This is a genomic window from Streptomyces sp. WAC04114 (assembly GCF_019733245.1).
Classification (GTDB): domain Bacteria; phylum Actinomycetota; class Actinomycetes; order Streptomycetales; family Streptomycetaceae; genus Streptomyces; species Streptomyces massasporeus_A.
The window spans coordinates 15,100-34,943 of sequence record NZ_JAIGQA010000014.1; the positions used below are offsets into that span (position 1 = coordinate 15,100).

At 71.5% G+C, this 19,844-nt stretch carries 13 protein-coding genes; 7 read left to right on the forward strand and 6 right to left on the reverse strand.

Features of this window, described 5'->3' with window-relative positions:
- Nucleotides 1-3: 3 nt before the first annotated feature.
- Nucleotides 4-2,190, forward strand: coding sequence for a 3-hydroxyacyl-CoA dehydrogenase NAD-binding domain-containing protein (locus K4G64_RS06655; RefSeq protein WP_221755086.1), 2,187 nt, complete (start codon nucleotides 4-6; stop codon nucleotides 2,188-2,190).
- Here K4G64_RS06655 and K4G64_RS06660 read toward each other — a convergent pair.
- Nucleotides 2,176-2,898 (reverse strand): MerR family transcriptional regulator, encoded by a 723-nt coding sequence (locus tag K4G64_RS06660; RefSeq protein ID WP_221755087.1) that lies wholly within the window; start codon nucleotides 2,896-2,898, stop codon nucleotides 2,176-2,178. The genes K4G64_RS06655 and K4G64_RS06660 overlap by 15 nt on opposite strands.
- Nucleotides 2,899-3,117: 219 nt before the next feature.
- Between K4G64_RS06660 and K4G64_RS06665 the strand changes: the two genes are divergently transcribed.
- Nucleotides 3,118-4,584 carry an amino acid permease gene (locus K4G64_RS06665; RefSeq protein ID WP_221755088.1) on the forward strand — a complete coding sequence of 489 codons (1,467 nt, stop codon included), beginning with the start codon at nucleotides 3,118-3,120 and terminating at the stop codon, nucleotides 4,582-4,584.
- Nucleotides 4,585-4,651: 67 nt separating this feature from the next.
- Here K4G64_RS06665 and K4G64_RS06670 read toward each other — a convergent pair whose 3' ends face one another.
- The gene (locus K4G64_RS06670; protein WP_221755089.1) at nucleotides 4,652-5,542 is read right to left on the reverse strand and encodes an arginase family protein; all 891 of its coding nucleotides are present in this window, start codon (nucleotides 5,540-5,542) and stop codon (nucleotides 4,652-4,654) included.
- 460 nt (nucleotides 5,543-6,002) lie between these two features.
- Nucleotides 6,003-7,505 (reverse strand): M1 family metallopeptidase, encoded by a 1,503-nt coding sequence (locus tag K4G64_RS06675; RefSeq protein WP_221755090.1) that lies wholly within the window; start codon nucleotides 7,503-7,505, stop codon nucleotides 6,003-6,005.
- Nucleotides 7,506-7,716: 211 nt separating this feature from the next.
- Here K4G64_RS06675 and K4G64_RS06680 point away from each other — a divergent pair, with 211 nt between their 5' ends.
- From K4G64_RS06680 to K4G64_RS06690, 3 genes are all read left to right on the forward strand, one after another.
- Nucleotides 7,717-9,681 (forward strand): Xaa-Pro dipeptidyl-peptidase, encoded by a 1,965-nt coding sequence (locus K4G64_RS06680; RefSeq protein WP_221755091.1) that lies wholly within the window; start codon nucleotides 7,717-7,719, stop codon nucleotides 9,679-9,681.
- On the forward strand, nucleotides 9,678-10,952 hold the full coding sequence (locus tag K4G64_RS06685; RefSeq protein WP_374206374.1) for a M14 family metallocarboxypeptidase: 1,275 nt from the start codon (nucleotides 9,678-9,680) through the stop codon (nucleotides 10,950-10,952). The genes K4G64_RS06680 and K4G64_RS06685 overlap by 4 nt, the downstream gene beginning before the upstream one ends.
- A gap of 85 nt (nucleotides 10,953-11,037) precedes the next feature.
- Nucleotides 11,038-12,762, forward strand: coding sequence for a BCCT family transporter (locus K4G64_RS06690; protein ID WP_221755092.1), 1,725 nt, complete (start codon nucleotides 11,038-11,040; stop codon nucleotides 12,760-12,762).
- A 191-nt stretch (nucleotides 12,763-12,953) separates the two neighbouring features.
- Here the strand turns inward: K4G64_RS06690 and K4G64_RS06695 are convergent, their stop codons facing one another.
- Complete coding sequence (locus K4G64_RS06695; protein ID WP_221755093.1) at nucleotides 12,954-13,904, reverse strand: FAD-binding oxidoreductase; 951 nt, start codon at nucleotides 13,902-13,904, stop codon at nucleotides 12,954-12,956.
- Nucleotides 13,905-13,970: 66 nt separating this feature from the next.
- On the opposite strand from K4G64_RS06695, the gene K4G64_RS06700 reads away from it, so the two are divergent.
- Nucleotides 13,971-14,993 (forward strand): oxidoreductase, encoded by a 1,023-nt coding sequence (locus K4G64_RS06700; RefSeq protein WP_221755094.1) that lies wholly within the window; start codon nucleotides 13,971-13,973, stop codon nucleotides 14,991-14,993.
- A 29-nt stretch (nucleotides 14,994-15,022) separates the two neighbouring features.
- Nucleotides 15,023-16,663 carry an ABC-F family ATP-binding cassette domain-containing protein gene (locus K4G64_RS06705; RefSeq protein WP_221755095.1) on the forward strand — a complete coding sequence of 547 codons (1,641 nt, stop codon included), beginning with the start codon at nucleotides 15,023-15,025 and terminating at the stop codon, nucleotides 16,661-16,663.
- Here K4G64_RS06705 and K4G64_RS06710 read toward each other — a convergent pair.
- Both K4G64_RS06710 and K4G64_RS06715 read right to left on the reverse strand, forming a co-directional pair.
- Nucleotides 16,660-17,208, reverse strand: a complete 549-nt coding sequence (locus tag K4G64_RS06710) for a putative glycolipid-binding domain-containing protein (RefSeq protein ID WP_221755096.1) — start codon at nucleotides 17,206-17,208, stop codon at nucleotides 16,660-16,662. The genes K4G64_RS06705 and K4G64_RS06710 overlap by 4 nt on opposite strands.
- Before the next feature lie 138 nt (nucleotides 17,209-17,346).
- Entirely contained in the window at nucleotides 17,347-19,746 is a 2,400-nt protein-coding gene (locus tag K4G64_RS06715; protein WP_221755097.1) for a Tex family protein, read from the reverse strand.
- Nucleotides 19,747-19,844: the final 98 nt, after the last annotated feature.

The following is a 19,844-nucleotide window of genomic DNA, read 5'->3' on the forward strand; positions in this document are numbered from 1 at the left end:
CACATGAGCACTGAGTCCACCACCATCCGCTGGGAACAGGACCGCACCGGCCTCGTCACCCTCGTGATCGACGACCCCAACCAGTCCGCGAACACCATGAACCAGGCGTTCCGCGACTCGCTGGCGGCCGTCACCGACCGCCTGGAGGCCGAGAAGGACTCCATCCGGGGTGTCATCATCACCTCCGCCAAGAAGACCTTCTTCGCCGGCGGCGACCTGCGCGACCTCATCCGCGTCACGCCGGAGACGGCCCAGGAACTGTTCGACGGCGGCATGGCCATCAAGCGGAACCTGCGCCGCATCGAGACCCTCGGCAAGCCCGTCGTGGCCGCCCTCAACGGCGCGGCCCTCGGCGGCGGTTACGAGATCGCCCTCGCCTGCCACCACCGCGTCGCCCTCGACGCGCCCGGCTCCAAGATCGGCTGCCCCGAGGTCACCCTCGGCCTGCTTCCCGGAGGCGGCGGCGTCGTCCGCACCGTCCGTCTGCTCGGCATCGCCGACGCCCTGCTGAAGGTCCTCCTCCAGGGCACCCAGTACAGCCCGCGCCGCGCCCAGGAGAACGGCCTCGTCGACGAGGTGGCCGACAGCCAGGAGGACATGCTCGCCAAGGCCCGCGCCTTCATCGACGCCAACCCCGAGTCCCAGCAGCCCTGGGACAAGCCGGGCTACCGCATCCCGGGCGGCACACCGGCCAACCCCAAGTTCGCCGCGAACCTGCCCGCCTTCCCGGCCAGCCTGCGCAAGCAGACGGGCGGCGCCCCCTACCCGGCCCCGCGCAACATCCTGGCCGCCGCCGTCGAGGGCTCCCAGGTCGACTTCGAGACCGCCCAGGTCATCGAGGCCCGCTACTTTGTGGACCTCGCGGCCGGCCAGACCTCGAAGAACATGATCCAGGCCTTCTTCTTCGACCTCCAGGCCGTCAACTCCGGCGCCAACCGCCCCCAGGGCATCGAGCCCCGCAAGGTCCGCAAGGTCGCCGTCCTCGGCGCCGGGATGATGGGCGCCGGCATCGCCTACTCCTGCGCCCGCGCCGGCATCGACGTCGTCCTCAAGGACGTCTCCCTGGAGGCGGCCCTCAAGGGCAAGGGCTACTCCGAGAAGCTGTGCGCCAAGGCCGTCTCCAAGGGCCGTACGTCCCAGGAGAAGGCCGACGCCCTGCTCGCCCGCATCACCCCCACCGCCGAGGCGCAGGACCTGGCCGGCTGCGACGCCGTCATCGAGGCCGTCTTCGAGGACACCTCCCTCAAGCACAAGGTGTTCCAGGAGATCCAGCACGTCGTGGAGCCCGACGCGCTGCTCTGCTCCAACACCTCCACCCTGCCCATCACCGCCCTCGCCGAAGGCGTGGAGCGCCAGGGCGACTTCATCGGCCTGCACTTCTTCTCGCCCGTCGACAAGATGCCGCTCGTCGAGATCATCAAGGGCGAGCGCACCGGCGAGGAGGCCCTGGCCCGCGCCTTCGACCTGGTCCGGCAGATCAACAAGACGCCCATCGTCGTCAACGACTCGCGCGGCTTCTTCACCTCCCGCGTCATCGGCCACTTCATCAACGAGGGCGTCGCCATGGTGGGCGAGGGCATCGAGCCCGCCTCGGTCGAGCAGGCCGCCGCCCAGGCCGGCTACCCGGCCAAGGTGCTCTCCCTGATGGACGAACTGACGCTGACCCTGCCCCGCAAGATCCGGGCCGAGACGAAGCGCGCGGTCGAGGAGGCGGGCGGCACCTGGACGGCCCACCCCGCCGAGGCCGTCATCGACCGCATGGTCGACGAGTTCGGCCGCACCGGCCGCAGCGGCGGCGCCGGCTTCTACGACTACGGCGACGACGGCAAGCGCACCGGCCTGTGGCCCGGCCTGCGCGAGCACTACACCAAGCCGGGATATCACATCCCGTTCCGGGACATGCAGGAACGCATGCTGTTCTCCGAAGCGCTGGACACCGTCCGGCTGCTGGAGGAGGGCGTGCTGACCTCCGTCGCCGACGCCAACATCGGCTCCATCTTCGGCATCGGCTTCCCGGGCTGGACCGGCGGAGTGCTCCAGTACATCAACGGCTACGAGGGCGGCCTGCCCGGCTTCGTGGCACGCGCGCGTGAACTCGCCGAGCGGTACGGGGAGCGCTTCGCCCCGCCCGCGCTGCTGGTGGAGAAGGCGGAGAAGGGAGAGCGGTTCAGCGACTCAGCCCGCGGCTGACCCGCCGGAGCCCGACGGCCCGGTGAGCCATTCGCCCAGCTCTTCCTTCAGCGACCGCTGAAAGGCGGTGAGGAGCGCCTGCACCACCAGAGGGTGCATGTGCGCGGACAAGGAGCGCACGTCCCGCGCGTCGCGCTCCGCCACCTCGCCGCGGAAGAGCTGGGACATCTCCCGGGCCGCGGCGCGCGCGTGTTCGATGAGGACCTTGCGCGCCGCGAAGATCGCCTCCTGGGAGAGCGGCACGTCCAGCAGCCCGGCGCCGAGCCGGAGCAGGCCGAGGTCGGCCTCGTACCCGCCGTCCGCGGGCCGGATCACACCCATCGCGACGAGCCGCTCGACGTCCCCGTCGCCGAGCGGCCGTCCGGCCCGCCGTTCCAGCTCCGCCCGGGTGACCGTCTCGACGGTCTCCGGCGCCCAGGAGGCCACCACGGCCCGGTGGATGGCGAGGTCGTGCGCGCTCAGGTCCGACGGCAGCTGCCGCAGGTAGCGCTCGATGCCGGCCAGCGTCATGCCCTGCTGCTGCAACTCCTCGATCAGCGCCAGCCGGGCCAGATGCTCACGCCCGTAGTGCCCCACGCGCCGCGGACCGAGCACCGGCGGCGGCAGCAGCCCCTTCGTGCCGTAGAAGCGGACCGTGCGCACCGTGACGCCGGTCCGGGCGGCCAGCTCGTCGATCGTGAGGGTCGGCTCCTCGGCGTCGGTCGTCATGTGCAGCAGTATCGCTGTCTCACCAGTGCTGTGAAACCTCTCGCGACCTGGGAGACGGCCGTGTGAGAACTCGCGCTCTGTGACGTAAGCCACCGCGTGAGCCGGGGGGCGTGGGGGAAGGTGGCCCCTTGGTCTGTGCCTTTACAAGGGGCGCAGACCTTATGTACGTCCGGAAGCCGAGCGTGACCCGCTCGGGCGCACCAAAGAAGTGGATCCACCGTGAGCAAGGACGCCGTGAACACGGCTGCGGCCACGCCGCGTACCGATGCGGCCGCAGTGCCCGCGGACGCGGGCGACGCCGGCTACAGCAAGGACCTCAAGGCCCGGCACGTCAACATGATCGCCATCGGAGGCGCGATCGGCACGGGGCTCTTCCTGGGCGCGGGCGGCCGGCTCCACAACGCGGGCCCCGCGCTGGCGATCGCCTACCTGGTCTGCGGCATCTTCGCCTTCTTCGTGGTCCGGGCCCTCGGTGAGCTCGTGCTCTATCGCCCCTCCTCGGGCTCCTTCGTGTCGTACGCGCGTGAGTTCCTCGGTGAGAAGGGCGCGTACGTCGCCGGCTGGATGTACTTCCTGAACTGGTCGACCACAGGCATCGCCGACATCACCGCGATCGCGCTCTACACGCACTACTGGAGCCTGTTCACCGACATCCCGCAGTGGGTCCTGGCCCTGGTCGCCCTCGCGGTGGTCCTGGCCGTGAACCTGATCTCGGTGAAGATCTTCGGCGAGATGGAGTTCTGGTTCGCGATCATCAAGGTCGCCACGCTCGTCGGGTTCATGTTCATCGGCATCTTCCTGCTCGCCACGCAGCACGAGGTGGGCGGCCAGACCCCGGGCCTGGGCGTCATCACCGACAACGGCGGTCTCTTCCCGCACGGCATGATGCCCGTCGTCCTGGTCATGCAGGGCGTGATCTTCGCGTACGCCGCACTGGAGCTGGTCGGCGTCGCCGCGGGCGAGACCGCCGAGCCGGAGAAGGTCGTCCCGCGTGCGGTGAACTCGATCATGTGGCGGGTGGGCCTCTTCTACGTGGGCTCGGTCGTCCTGCTCGCCCTGCTCCTGCCGGGCTCGGTCTACTCGGCCGACCAGAGCCCCTTCGTCACGGTGCTGTCGAAGATCGGCGTCCCGGCCGCGGGCGACGTGATGAACCTGGTCGTCCTGACGGCCGCCATGTCCTCCCTCAACTCCGGCCTGTACTCCACCGGCCGCATCCTGCGCTCCATGGCGATGGCGGGCTCCGCCCCGAAGTTCACCGCGCGCATGAACCGCAGCCAGGTCCCCTACGGCGGCATCCTGCTGACCTGCGGGGTGTGCGTGCTGGGCGTCGGCCTGAACTTCCTCGTGCCGGCCCAGGCCTTCGAGATCGTGCTGAACGTCGCCTCCCTGGGCATCATCAGCACCTGGGTGATCATCATGGTCTGCCACCTGGTCTTCGTCCGCCGCGCCAAGGACGGCCAGGTCGCCCGCCCCTCCTTCCGCCTGCCCTTCAGCCCGGTCACCGAGATCACCACGATCGCCTTCCTGCTGGCCTGCCTGGGCATGATGTGGAACGACCCCGAGGTCGGCCGCAAGACCCTCCTGCTCATCCCGCTGATCGCGGCCATGCTGATCGCGGGCTGGTTCGCCATCCGCCGTCGCGTCTCCCGGACGGCGGACCAGGAGCTGTCGCAGCTGACGAAGTAGCAGGTTCCGGCCTGTCGGGCCCCGGCGCGGATCGGGCCGTGCCGGGCCCCGGCGCGGAACCGGGCGCTCAGCCCTGGCTGTCGAAGGCCCGTACCAGGCAGTCGACGAGGCGCCGGGCGAGGGTGCCGTCGGGGTCCAGCCGGGGGTTGAAGATCGCCACGGTGAGGCCCGCCGCCCCGCCGCCCGTCAGCGCCGTGCGCAGGACGGTCTCCAGTTCCTGCCAGGTCAGCCCGTCCGGCTGCCGGTAGTCGACGGCCGGCATGACCGCGTCGTCCAGGACGTCGACATCGAGATGGACCCAGTACCCGGCGCCCGCGCCGTTGCCGGTCAGCACCCGGACGGCGCGCCGGGCCGCCTCGGCCGCCCCCAGGGCGCGCACGGTGTCCAGCTCCAGCGCGTGCAGCGCCGACGGCAGCGGCTGCATGCCGTACCCTGCGGACTCCTCCGCGTCCCGGAACCCCAGGGCGACGACGTCCGCGTCGCGCACGAGCGGGCCCCGGCCCTCCAGGTCGGCCAGCACCCGCGGGCCGCGCCCGGTGGCCAGGGCGAGCTCCATGGAGGCCACCTCGCCGGCGGGCTCCGCCGACGGCTGGTAGAAGTCGGTGTGCCCGTCCAGGAACAGCAGACCGTGCCGGTCGTCGCGGCGGCGCAGTGCCAGCAGGGTGCCGAGCAGCACGCTGCAGTCGCCGCCGAGCACGATGGGAAACCGGCCGTGGCCGAGGACGCCGCCCACGGCGTCGGCCAGCGCGACGGAGTACGCGGCGATGCCGCCCGGGTTCAGCAGGCCCGTCGCCGGGTCCCGCTCCGCGTCGTACGGGGGCGGCTCGACCCGGCCCGCGTGCCGCGCCCCGAGCCCTTCGGCCAGCCCGGCCCCGAGGAGCGCCGCGGGCAGGTCCTCGACCCCGGTGGGGCGCAGCCCGAGCACGGACGGTGCCTCGACGATCGCCAGCTTCCGCACGTCCGGCCCCCTCGTCAGCAGCCTTGCCCTCACACGTCACGGGGTATGGGCCCCACCGTAGACGGCGGGGCCCCGTTCGGCAGGCCGGGCGTCACCCTGACGGGGCAGCACGTCGACGCCCCCGCGCGGGAGGCCGCCCGCCGCCGGGTCGAGCGGGACGGCGGGCCCTGCGGCGGGCTTCCCGTCGGCGAGTCGCGTCGGGCACCTCCGCACGACACGCGAATGTCAGGGCCCGCGCGCCTCCGCACGACGCACGGTGTCAATGCCCGCGCCTCCGCACGACGCACGGTGTCAGTGCCTGCGCACCCCGCATGACCCGCGGAGTCAGTGGCCGCGCACCCCCGCACGACGCACGGTGTCAATGCCCGCGCCTCCGCACGACCCGCGGATGTCAGCGCCGACGCAGCTCCGCACGACGCGCAGATGTCAGTGCCGACGTCCCCCACACGACCCGCGGACGTCAGTGCCCGTGCACCCCGTTCGTCGCGGCGATCCGCTTCCACGACCTGGGCTGGGACACGCCTTTCACTCCCTTGGCACCCTTGGCCACCGCCGCGGCCCGGGCCGCAGGCACCCCCGGCTTCGACGGCTGGAACAGCCACGTGTCGAAGAGCGCGGCCAGCGGCTTGCCCGAGACCTCCTCCGCGTACCGCCGGAAGTCCGCCACCGAGGCGTTGCCATGGGCGTACTTCGCGGGCCAGCCCTTGAGGATCGCGAAGAACGACTCGTCACCGATCTTGTTGCGCAGCGCCTGCACGGCCAGCGCGCCACGGTCGTAGACCGCGACGTCGAACTGGTTCTCCGGGCCGGGGTCCCCGGGCTTCACCGTCCAGAACAGGTCGTCGGCGGGGTGCGAGGCGTACACGTAGTCGGCGAGTTCCTGTGTCGTGCCCTCGCCCTCGTGCTCGGACCACAGCCACTGTGCGTACCGGGCGAAGCCCTCGTTGATCCAGATGTCCTTCCAGCCCTTGAGCGACACCTCGTCGCCGTACCACTGGTGGGCCAGCTCATGGACGACGACCGACACGTTCGACCCGTTCGCGAACTGCCGTGGGCTGTAGAACGGCCGGGTCTGGGTCTCCAGCGCGTACCCGGTGTTCGTGTTCGGCACGTATCCGCCGAGCGCGCTGTAGGGATACGGCCCGAAGTACCCGGCCAGCCAGTCCGCGATCTCCCCGGTCCGTTCGATGCTCGCCCGCGCCGCCCCGGCGTTCGCGCCGAGGTCCTTGCTGTAGGCGTTGAGGACCGGGATGCCGCCCTCGGTCGTGCCGGTCGTGATGTCGAACTTCCCGACCGCGAGCGTGGCGAGGTACGTGGCCTGCGGCTTGTCGGACCGCCAGTTCCACCGGGTCCAGCCGAGCTTCGAACTCGTCGACTGGAGCGTGCCGTTGGAGATGGCCTGCGTGCCGTCCGGGACCAGCACGGAGACGTCGTAGGTCGCCTTGTCCAGCGGATGGTCGTTGGCCGGGAACCACCACGCGGCCGCCTCGGGCTCGTTCGCCGCGACACCGCCGTCCGGGGTGCGGTGCCAGCTGGTGAAGCCGAAGGCCTGCTTCGACGAGGGCACCCCGCGGTAGCGCACCACGACCGTGAGGGGCGCGCCCTTGGCCAGCGGGGTCTTCGGCGTGATCTCCAGCTCCTGCTCGCCCGAGGTCCGCAGCGACGCCTTCGCACCGTTGACGCGCACCTCGCCGACGTCCAGCAGGAAGTCCAGGTTGAAGCTCGTCAGGTCCTGCGTGGCGCGGGCCACGAGGGTCGCCGTGCCCTCCAGTTCGTCCGTGGCGGGCTGGTACTTCAGCCGGAGGTCGTAGTGGGAGACGTCGTATCCGCCGTTGCCGTAGGCCGGGTAGTAGGGGTCGCCGATACCCGGCGCGCCGGGGGAGTGGGGGGCGGCCGATGCCGGGATCGCCAGCAGGAGAGAGGCCGCTGCCAGGGCTCCCGGCGCGATGATTCTGCGGTGCACGCAAGGCTCCAAGTCGTAGGGTCCCGAGGTCTTCCGGGGTCTGTGCGGAGCCTATTGACTCCCTGTGCCCCTGATCATGTCCATGGCCCCTGCTGTCACACGATCGCCATTCGGCCGACATGAGACACCCGCCCCGCGGGCCCGCCGCGGACACGCCGGTCCGTCAGCTGCCCTCTTCTGAACAGGAGTTCACCGATGTACCGTCCGGCGCATGCCGAAACGCACGCGCTTCACGACCTGGAGACCGCTCGCGACGGCGGCCACGGCCGCCCTCTTGGCCACCCTGATCACCCCCGCGGCCGTGCGGGCCGCACCGGCCGCCCCGCGCGGCAGCGAACCCGTCCACTCCTACGAGAACGCCATCCGCGAAGCCGTCTGGGTGGACACCGGACTCGACGGCGACCGGGACGGAAAGGCCGACCGGGTCGCCGTCGACATCGTCCGCCCCCGCGAACCCGCCCGGCAGGGCCGCAAGGTTCCCGTCATCATGGACGCCAGCCCGTACTACTCCTGCTGCGGGCGAGGCAACGAGAGCCAGAAGAAGACGTACGACGCGCAGGGCCGTGTCGCACGGATGCCGCTCTACTACGACAACTACTTCGTGCCGCGCGGCTACGCCTTCGTCGGCGTGGACCTGGCCGGAACCAATCGCTCCGACGGCTGCGTCGACGTCGGCGGCCGCTCGGACATCCAGTCCGCGAAGGCCGTCGTCGACTGGCTGAACGGCCGCGCGAAGGCCTACACGACCCGCACCGGCAGCACCCGCGCCCAGGCCGGCTGGACCAACGGCCGCACCGGCATGATCGGCAAGAGCTGGGACGGCACCATCGCCAACGGCGTCGCCGCCACCGGCGTCAAGGGCCTGAGGACCATCGTCCCGATCAGCGCCATCTCCTCCTGGTACGACTACTACTTCCAGCAGGGCGCACCCCTCTACGACTCCGGCCCCGAGTGGCTGTCGGACTACGTCAACAGCCCCGACGCCCGCGCCAAGTGCGCGGCCGTTCAGCGAAAGCTCGTGGACGGCGCGCCGCGCACCGGCGACTGGACCCCGCTGTGGACCGAGCGCGACTACGTGAAGGCCGCGCGCAAGGTCAAGGCCAGCGTCTTCCTGATCCACGGCATGCAGGACCTCAACGTCCGTATGAAGCACGTCGGCCCGTGGTGGAACGCCCTCGCGAAGAACGGCGTCGAGCGCAAGATCTGGCTGTCCCGGACCGGCCACGTCGATCCCTTCGACTTCCGGCGCGGCGCATGGGTCGAGACGCTGCACCGCTGGTTCGACCACGAACTCATGGGCATCGACAACGGCATCGACCGCGAGCCCATGGCCGACATCGAACGTGCCCCCGGGCAGTGGGACACCTCCCGGGTCTGGCCGCCGAGCGGCACCCGCACCGCCACCCTGCGCCCCGACCGCGGCCCCCAGGCCGGCGTCGGCACCCTCGGCCTGCACCGCGGCCACGGCACCGAGACCTTCACCGACGACCCGGAGCTGAGCGAGACCGACTGGGCCGCGCGGATCGACAAGCCCACACCGGAGAAGGCCGGCTTCACCACCCGGCCGCTCACCCGGGACCTGCGCCTGTCCGGCTCCTCCGAGGTCACCGTCACCGCGACGCCCTCCACCCCGACGGCCCACCTCTCCGCCGTCCTCGTGGACCTCGGCCCCGCCACCATCCGCGACTACGCCGACGCGGGCGAAGGCATCACCACTCTGACCAACCGCACCTGCTGGGGCGCGAGCACCACCGCGGACAGCTCCTGCTTCAAGGAGACGAAGGCGAAGACCGCCGACGTCGACTACACGGTCGTCAGCCGCGGCTGGGCCGACCTCGGCAACCACGCCTCCGACCACAAGGGCTCCCCCCTCACCCCGGGCAAGCGGTACACGATCACCCTCGACCTCGCGGCGACCGACCATGTCGTCCCGAAGGGCCACCGCCTGGCGCTGATCGTCGCGGGCACCGACCAGGGCCTCATCGACCCTCCCGCCGACAAGCCCAAGCTCACGCTCGACCTCTCCCGCACCTCGGCGCGCGTCCTGTTCACCGGCGGAGCCGCCGCCTTCGCCCGCGCCACCACGGGCGCCGCCACCGCCACCCCCGACGCCACGTTCCTGGACGGCGTTCGGGAGCCCCGCACCACCCACCGCGTCCCGGAGGCGAGCCAGTGACCCGCGCAGGCGCCCTGATGCTGACCACCGCGGCCCTCACGGCCTCCCTGGTCGCCGTACCGGCCCAAGCGGCCACGGACACCCCGCCCCGCACCGGCTTCGAGCGGTCGAACGGCGCCCGCTGGACCACCCAGCCCGAGGAGCAGGACTTCCTCAACGCCGTCGACCGTTCGAGCGGCCGCGTCTCCATGACCCGCTTCGGCACGACGAAGCAGGACCGCCCGCTCCAGCTCGTGCGGATCGGCAACCGCCCGAGCCCCAACAAGGTGCTGCTCGTGTGCAGCCAGCACGGCGACGAACCCTCCGGCCGCGAGGCCTGCCTGACCACCGTCCGCGACCTCGCGTACGCCCGCGACAGCCGCACCCGGCGCTTCCTGGACCGCACCACGGTCCTGGTCGTGCCCACCGCCAACCCGGACGGCCGGGCCGCGAACACGCGAGGCAACAGCGACGGCGTCGACATCAACCGCGACCACCTCGCCCTGAAGACCGCGGAGGGGCGCGCCCTGGCCGCCGTCATCCGCGACCAGCGCCCCGACATCGTCTACGACCTGCACGAGTACGGCGCCACGCCCAAGTACTACGACAAGGACCTCTTCGACCTGTGGCCGCGCAACCTCAACACCCACGAAGCGGTCCACGACGAGGCACGGACCCTGTCCGAGGCGTACGTCCGTCCCGCCGCAGAGCGGGCCGGCCACTCGACGGGCACCTACGGCATCTGGACCGACCCGGAGACCGGTGAGCCGGTCAAACAGGTCGCCGGAGACGGGCAGGAGCGCATTCTGCGCAACATGTCCGGTGTGAAGCACTCCGTCGGGCTGCTCATCGAGAGCCGGGTGGACCCGCTCACCGACGCGGAGAAGGCGGACGAGGCACTCAACAACCGGCGTCGGGTGACCTCCCAACGGGACGCTCTCAAGGGCATGTTCGGGTACACCGACCAACGCCGCGCGCGCATCGGGGCGACGACGGCGATGGCCCGGCTCGCGGGCTACGCCGACACGGGACCCGTGTACATCGGGGGCGCCGACAACGATCCTCCCGAATCGGATGAAATCATCCCGAATCCACCCTGTGGCTACCGGCTCACCGCCGCCCAGTACGCCGAGGTGGGCGACGAACTCGCACTGCACGGAGTTCGCGTGCGCAAGGACGGCGAGGGCGTGCTCGTGCCCCTGCGCCAGCCCCTGCGGGCGCTCGTGCCGCTGCTGCTCGACGACCGGGCCGAGTACCGCCTGACCGGAGGTTCATACGAAACCGCATGTTGAGAGGGGTGAAATTCCGCCACACGTGGTAGCAGCGTTTACGGAGGACCTACATCCTCCTCCGCTGTCCCGATGAAAGGTTCCGCCTGTGACGCAAGAACGACCAAGCGACAAGGACTCCCCGGAGGGAGCCGCGCTGCCGGGGTCGGACGCGGGCCTGCCAGGTCAGCACCGGCCGCAGACCGACCGCATCGTCTTCGGCGTCACGGCGGTCCTCACCCTCGCCTTCGTGGTCTGGGGCGCCACCGCGACCGACTCGCTCGAAGACGTCTCCACCAGCATGCTCAGCGGGCTGATGCACAACGGCGGCTGGGCGTTCATGCTCGCGGCCTCCGGCTTCGTCGTCTTCGCCCTCTGGCTCGCGATCAGCCGGTACGGCCGTATCCACCTGGGTGCGGAGGGTGAGGAACCCGAGTTCCGCACGGTGTCCTGGGTCGCGATGATGTTCAGCGCCGGCATGGGCATCGGCCTGATGTTCTACGGCGTGAGCGAGCCGCTCTCGCACTACGGCACGCCCCCGCCGGGCACCGACCCGGCCGACTCCGGCGAACGCATGGAGACGGCCATGGCCACCACCCTGTTCCACTGGACGCTCCACCCCTGGGCGATCTACGCGGTGGTCGGCCTCGCCATCGCCTACAGCACCTTCCGCAGGCGGCGCCGGCAGACCATCAGCGCCGTCTTCACCCCGCTCATCGGCAAGAAGAACGCCAACGGAGGCATGGGCCGGGCCATCGACGTCCTCGCGATCATCGCGACCGTCTTCGGCTCCGCCGCCTCCCTGGGGCTCGGCGCGCTCCAGATCGGCTCCGGTGTCCAGGAGCTGAAGTGGATGGACAAGGTGAGCACCGGGCTGCTCGTCACGATCATCGCGGTGCTGACCCTGGCCTTCGTCGCCTCCGCGATCTCCGGTGTGGAGAAGGGCATTCAGTGGCTGTCCAACACCAACATGGTGCTGGCGCTGATCCTCGCCCTGTTCGTCTTCGTGGCGGGCCCGACCATCATCGTCCTGGACCTGCTGCCCACCTCCGTCTTCGCCTACCTCGGTGACCTGCCCCAGCTGGCCGGCCGGACCGAGGCGAGCGGCGGCGAGGGCGTGGCCGACTGGCTGGGCAGCTGGACGGTCTTCTACTGGGCGTGGTGGATCTCCTGGACGCCGTTCGTCGGCATGTTCATCGCCCGCATCAGCCGGGGCCGCACGATCCGCCAGTTCGTCGGCGGTGTCATCCTCGTCCCCAGCACGGTCAGCCTGATCTGGTTCGCGATCTTCGGCGGCTCGGCCATGAGGATGCAGGAGGAAGGGAAGCTCGGCAAGGAGGCGACCCCCGAGGGCCAGCTCTTCGACGTGCTCCAGCAGTTCCCCATCGCCACCGTCACGAGCCTGCTCGTGATGATCCTCGTCGGCATCTTCTTCGTCTCGGGCGCCGACGCGGCCTCGATCGTCATGGGCACCCTGTCGCAGAAGGGCGCGCTCGAACCGGGCCGGTTCGTGGTGGTGTTCTGGGGTGTGGTCACCGGTGCGGTGGCCGCGATCATGCTCCTGGTCGGCAGCGGCCAGGGCGACGCCCTGACGGGTCTGCAGAACCTCACGATCCTCGCGGCAGCGCCGTTCGTCGTCGTGATGACCTTCATGTGTGTCGCCCTCATGCGCGACCTGCGCCGTGACCCGGTGATCGTGCGCGAGCAGATGGGCTCCGAGGCGGTCGAGATGGCCGTGATGGAAGGCCACAAGAAGTACGACGGCGAGTTCGAACTCCGCGTCGGTCCGGGCCGCGGCCCGGACGTGGAGGGAGACCCGATCGGCAAGCACTGATCCCACGCAGCGGGCGGCCCGGGTTCCACGAACCCGGGCCGCCCGCGCGTCTCGCCGGCCGACTCGCGCCCCGGGGTGAGCCCCGGGTGGTCAGGGTGGTGCGGCGATTGCGGACGTACGGGGCCGGTCGCGCCCACGCGGCGGAGCCGCACATGTCACAGCCCCGCGCCCCTGGCGGGGCGCCGCCCGCCTCAGCCCGAGACCAGCCGGGCGGCTTCCTCCGCGCACCCCCAGGCCACCGTCACGCCCGCGCCGCCGTGGCCGTAGTTGTGGACCAGCAGCCGTCCGTCAGGCAGGGCGTCGTGCTCCAGGCGGACCGCCGGCCGGGTGGGCCGCAGCCCCACCCGGTGCCCCAGCACCCGGGCCCCGGCGATCTCCGGCCGGAGTGCCGCACAGCGGCGGACGATCGCCTCGGCCGTCGCGGGGTCGGGCTCCAGCGACCACGAGTCCTCCTCGGACGTACCGCCGAGGACGAGTCCGCCCGGCTGCGGGAACAGGTACGCGTGCTCCCCGGCCGCGTCGGTGGTGACCAGCCAGGTGTCGATCCCGGGGTTCTCCACGACGACCAACTGGCCGCGCACGGGCCGTACCGAGGGGTCGGGCACCAGTTCCCGCGCGGCGAGCCCCGCGCAGTTGACCACGACCGGCGCGTCCACCTCCGCGAAGGAGGACACCGTACGTGTCTCGACCACGCCGCCCCCGGCGACGAACCGCTCCCGCAGCCACGGCAGATGGGCCGGCATGTCGATCAGCGGCAGCCGCGCCCGGACGCCCGTACCCGCGTACTCCTCGGTCGTGGACGCCCGCAGTCCCGGTACCCGGCCCGCCAGCCACCCGTCGGCCTCGTCGAGACCGGTCTCGCCCAGTACCCCTTCGACCATGCGTACGCCGGCCGGTTCGGCCCGGGCCGCCAGGTCCTCGTACACCTCCAGGGACCGCAGCGCCCACTCACGCGCCGCCGCGAGCGGTTCGATCCGGTACGGCCACCACAGCGCGCCCGCAACGGCGGAGGTGGTCGCCTCGACGGCGTCCCGCGTCCACACCCGTACCGACGCCCCCCGCTCCGCGAGGACCAGGGCGGTCGTCAGCCCGACCACCCCGCCGCCGACCACCACGATCTCGCCACTCGACTCACGCGCCATGCCCGGACCGTAGCGGAATGTGTCATGCCGTGCTCACATCACGCGCAGTGTGGGGATACTCACCGTATGTGTGCCGAGTACGCGACCTTCGGCCTGGCTCCCGCGATGCGAGCCGGGGGAGTTCTCAACGACGGCGGTTACCAGGTCCACCGCGACTTCGTGGACTTCATCGTCGACGGACGCCCGCTGCTGTTCCAGCTCTCCGACCTCGACGCGGTCTCCCCGCTCGCGTCCGACGTCCCGCCCGCGATCTTCACCGCGCAGGTCCGCAGCCTGCTCCTGGAGAGCCCGGCCCCGTTACCGGGCGGCCGGTACGTCGTCTACGGCTGCCCCGAGTGCGAGGACCTGGCCTGCGGGGCCGTCACCGCCGTCATCCAGGGCGACGGCGAGGACGTCATCTGGCGGGACTTCGCCTGGCAGACCGACGACCAGGCCGACCTGGAGCTCAACGGCTACCACGGCATCGGCCCGTTCCGCTTCCGCGGCGCCGAGTACCGCACGGCACTGAGCGCCCTGCTGAACGGCTCCGCGCCCGACTCGCGGCGCCGCGTCCTGCTGATCGGCGCCCGCGTCGCCGTCCTCGCCAAGCTCGCCGCGGCCCTGCGCACCATCGGCGTCGGCGCCGACATCGCCCATGACGCCGACGGCGTACCCGCCGAAGAACTCCGCGGCTACGGCGCCGTCGCCTTCGGCCACGTGGCGGGCGAGCGGGAACGTGCCGCCGTCCGCCGGGCCTTCGAGCGCGCCGGGGTCCCGGTCGCCCATGTCGACGGCCTCGCCCCGATCGTCCCGCTCCTCGTCGCCCAGATCGAACACGCCCTGGACCGCAGCCCCGCCGACCGGCGCCGCCTCACCGGCCTCACCGCGACCGACGACGGCGCGGACCTCGAGGTCACCTCCACCTGCCGCGTCACCCTCACCGCGTACCGCCTCGACCGGTTCTCCCGCACCCACGCCCACGAGATCTTCGACGGCGTCCTCGAAGCCGGCCGCCACCGTGTCGCCCTCGACGCCAAGGCCGTCCGGGGCCGGGCGTTCGTCGTGGCGCGCACCTCCGGAAGCGTCCTGGTGACGGCCGTGAACCACTGAGCGGCCCGGCCGTTAGGATCGGCGCTCTGATGACTGCCACCCTCGTCGCCAAGAACCTCGCCGCCGGCCACGGCGACCGCTCCCTGTTCACCGGACTCGACCTCGTCGTCGCGCCCGGCGACGTGATCGGCCTGGTCGGGGCCAACGGCGCGGGCAAGTCCACCCTGCTCAGAATGCTCGCCGGACTCACCGCGCCCGAGCAGGGCGAACTGCGCCTGTCCCCGCCGACCGCCACCGTCGGCTACCTCCGACAGGAGCCGGACCGCCGCCCCGGTGAGACCGTCCGGGCGTTCCTCGCCCGCCGCACCGGCGTCGCCGAGGCCCAGCGGACCATGGACGAGGCCACCCAGGCCCTGGTCGACGGGGCACCCGGTGCCGACGACGCCTATGCCACCAGCCTGGAGCGTTGGCTCGGCCTCGGCGGCGCCGATCTCGACGAACGCGCCGAGGAGGTCGCCGACGGCCTCGGTCTCGCCGTCGGCCTGGACCAGCCGATGACGTCCCTGTCCGGCGGCCAGGCCGCCCGCGCCGGTCTCGCCTCCCTGCTCCTGTCCCGCTACGACGTCTTCCTCCTCGACGAGCCGACCAACGACCTCGACCTTGACGGCCTGGAGCGCCTCGAACGCTTCGTGAGCGGCCTGCGCGCCGGCACGGTGGTCGTCAGCCACGACCGTGAATTCCTCACCCGCACCGTCACCAAGGTTCTCGAACTCGACCTGGCCCAGCGGCAGATCAACCTCTTCGGCGGTGGCTACGAGGCCTATCTGGAGGAGCGGGAGGTCGCCCGCCGGCACGCCCGCGACGAGTTCGAGGAGTACGCCGACAAGAAGGCGGCCCTCCAGGACCGCGCGCAGACGCAGCGCTCCTGGATGGACAAGGGCGTGAAGAACGCGCGCCGCAAGGCGGGCAACGACAACGACAAGATCGGCCGCAAGTTCCGCAGCGAGGCCAGCGAGAAGCAGGCCGCGAAGGCCCGCCAGACCCAGCGCATGATCGAGCGCCTCGACGTCGTCGAGGAGCCCCGCAAGGAGTGGGAGCTGCGCATGGAGATCGCGTCGGCCCCGCGCTCGGGAGCCGTCGTCGCGACCCTGCGGGACGCCGAGGTGCGCCGCGGCGGTTTCGTCCTCGGCCCCGTCTCCCTGCAGATCGACTGGGCGGACCGGGTGGCGGTCACCGGCGCGAACGGCGCGGGCAAGTCCACGCTGCTCGCCGCCCTCCTCGGCCGCGTCCCGCTGGACGCCGGGCACGCGGCACTCGGCTCGGGCGTCCTGCTCGGCGAGGTGGACCAGGCCCGCAAGCTGTTCCACGGCGAGGAGTCCCTGCTCGATGCCTTCCGTGCGGCGGTCCCGGACACCGAACCGGTCGAGATCCGCACTCTCCTGGCCAAGTTCGGCCTCAAGACGGACCACGTCCTGCGCCCCGCGGCAAGCCTTTCCCCGGGCGAGCGCACCCGCGCGGCCCTGGCACTGCTCCAGGGCCGGGGCGTCAACCTCCTGGTCCTCGACGAGCCGACCAACCACCTCGACCTGCCCGCCATCGAGCAGCTGGAGGCCGCCCTCGACGCCTACGAGGGCACGCTGTTGCTGGTCACCCACGACCGCCGCATGCTGGACGCGGTGCACGTCACCCGCCGCCTGGAGGTGGCGGACGGCAAGGTGACGGAACGCTAACGGGCCGTCAGGCGCGTGGCCAGCTGCGGGTAATCGACGACGAACCCCTCCTCGTCGAACTCCAGATCGGTGCGGAAGTCGCCCGAGGAGAAGCGGACGTGCCCCGGCCGCAGATGCGTGTAGGTCTGCCGCGACGGCCGCACGGCCAGGTCCGGCACCGACACCCAGGCCATGAGGAACTCCCGCTCGCCGGGCTCCCGGTGGAGCCCGTGCCGCAGCACCGGCATGGTGTTGGTGAGCGGGCACAGCCCGAGATCGCAGTCGAGGGCTCCGCCGACGTCCGGCAGCGGCTCGCCGTTCGCGGTCCACCGGCCGTGACCGTCGTGCCGCAGGTCGAGCTCGCGGGGTCCGTCCCCGGTCTCCGCGGTGACGGTCAGCCGCCGGGTCACGAAGCCGTCGCCGGTTTCCAGCGCGTACGAGACCCAGTACGGCTCGGGTTCGATACCGACGGCCCGCCCGCGCGCCCGCAACACGCCTTCCCCTTGGTCGGGCCAGGCGGTCTCGAACCCCCGGCTGGCGAACACTTCCCAGGTGATGGCAGACATACCTTCACCCTAGGTGTGAAAGAGGGGCGAAGCCCCGCTTTTCAGGGGCGCGGGACCGTTTCGATCTGCGGCTCCGCCGCGCGAGCGCGACCAGCCACAACGGCCCCGCAGCTCCCCATTGCACCCACGGCGGAGCCGTCAGCGCTTGCCGCCCTTGGGGTCCGCCAGCCCCGCGCGGCGCAGCGCATCGGCCATCGCGCTGTTGGCCGGCGCAGGCGCCTGACGCGAACCGCCACCACGGCCGCCGCCACCGCTACGCCCGCCCTGCCGCTGCTGCGGCGGACGCCCACCCCGCTGCCGACGCTCACCGGAGCCGCCGCCCTGGCCCTGCGAGGCCGCCGCCTCGTCCTCCAGGCGCAGCGTCAGCGAGATCCGCTTGCGGGGGATGTCGACGTCGAGCACCTTCACCTTGACGATGTCGCCGGGCTTCACCACGTCCCGCGGGTCCTTCACGAACGTCTTGGACATCGCCGAGACGTGCACCAGACCGTCCTGGTGGACGCCGATGTCGATGAACGCCCCGAACGCCGCGACGTTCGTCACGACGCCCTCCAGGACCATCCCGGACGTCAGGTCGGAGATCTTCTCCACACCCTCCTTGAAGGCGGCCGTCTTGAAGGCCGGCCGCGGGTCTCGGCCGGGCTTCTCCAACTCCTTCAGGATGTCGGTGACGGTGGGCAGACCGAACGTCTCGTCCACGAAGTCCTGCGGCCTCAGCGAGCGCAGCACCCCGGTGTTGCCGACGAGCGAGGCGACCTCCTGCCCGGTGGTCTTCACCATGCGCCGGACCACCGGGTACGCCTCGGGGTGCACGCTGGACGCGTCCAGCGGGTCGTCGCCGCCGCGGATCCGCAGGAAGCCCGCGCACTGCTCGTACGCCTTCGGGCCGAGCCGCGCCACCTTCTTCAGCTCGCCGCGGGCCTTGAACGGCCCGTTCTGGTCCCGGTGCGCCACGATGTTCTCGGCGAGCCCGGAGGTGATGCCGGAGACCCGGGCGAGCAGCGGGGCCGACGCCGTGTTGACGTCCACCCCGACGCCGTTCACGCAGTCCTCCACCACCGCGTCCAGCGAGCGCGACAGCTTCACCTCGGACAGGTCGTGCTGGTACTGGCCGACGCCGATGGACTTCGGGTCGATCTTCACCAGCTCGGCCAGCGGATCCTGGAGCCGGCGGGCGATCGACACGGCGCCGCGCAGCGACACGTCCATGTCGGGCAGCTCCTGGGAGGCGAACGCGGACGCCGAGTACACGGACGCCCCGGCCTCGGACACCATCACCTTCGTGAGCTTCAACTCGGGGTGCTTGGTGATCAGTTCACCGGCGAGCTTGTCGGTCTCGCGGGACGCCGTGCCGTTGCCGATGGCGACCAGCTCGACCGCGTGCTCCTTCGCGAGCCGGGCCAGCTTGGCGATGGCCTCGTCCCACCGGTTGGCCGGCACGTGCGGGTGGATCACGTCGGTGGCGACGACCTTGCCGGTCGCGTCGACCACGGCGACCTTCACACCCGTACGGAAGCCGGGGTCCAGGCCGAGCGTCGCGCGCGTGCCCGCAGGGGCGGCCAGCAGCAGGTCGCGCAGGTTCGCGGCGAAGACCCGCACCGCCTCGTCCTCGGCGGCCGTGCGCAGCCGCAGCCTCAGGTCGATGCCGAGGTGGACGAGGATGCGGGTGCGCCACGCCCAGCGGACCGTGTCCTTCAGCCACTTGTCACCGGGGCGGCCCCGGTCGGCGATGCCGAACTTGTGGGCGACGATCCCCTCGTACGAGGAGGGGCCGTCCGTCTGCTCCTCGGGCTCCAGGACGAGGTCGAGGACCTCCTCCTTCTCGCCGCGCAGCATCGCGAGGATGCGGTGCGAGGGCAGGTCGGTGAACGGTTCGGCGAAGTCGAAGTAGTCGGAGAACTTCGCCCCCGCCTCCTCCTTCCCGTCCCGCACCTTGGCGGCCAGCCGCCCGCGCACCCACATGCGCTCGCGCAGCTCGCCGATCAGGTCGGCGTCCTCCGAGAACCGCTCGGTGAGGATAGCCCGGGCACCGTCCAGGGCGGCCTGCGGGTCGGCGACGCCCTTGTCGGCGTCGACGAACGCGGCGGCCGCGGCGAGGGGCTCGACCGACGGATCGCCGAGCAGCCCCTCCGCCAGCGGCTCGAGTCCGGCCTCACGGGCGATCTGCGCCTTGGTGCGCCGCTTGGGCTTGTACGGGAGGTAGATGTCCTCCAGGCGCGCCTTCGTCTCGGCGCCCCGGATGCTCGCCTCCAGCTCCTCGGTGAGCTTGCCCTGCTCGCGCACCGACTCAAGGATCGCCGCCCGCCGCTCCTCCAGTTCCCGCAGGTAGCGCAGCCGCTCCTCGACGGTGCGCAGCTGCGCGTCGTCGAGCATCTCCGTCGCTTCCTTGCGGTAGCGGGCGATGAAGGGCACCGTAGAACCGCCGTCGAGCAGTTCCACGGCGGCCCTGACCTGCCGCTCCCGTACGCCGAGCTCCTCGGCGATCCTGCCTTCGATGGACACTGCGTTGATGGACCCGATGGACCCGGGTGTCGTCACGATCCCGTACCGCCTTCTCCACTGAGGTTGCGCGGCAATTGTGGCAGGTGGCGCCGACACCCGGGGATCAGGGCGGTACCCGGCAGGTCGCGGTCCGG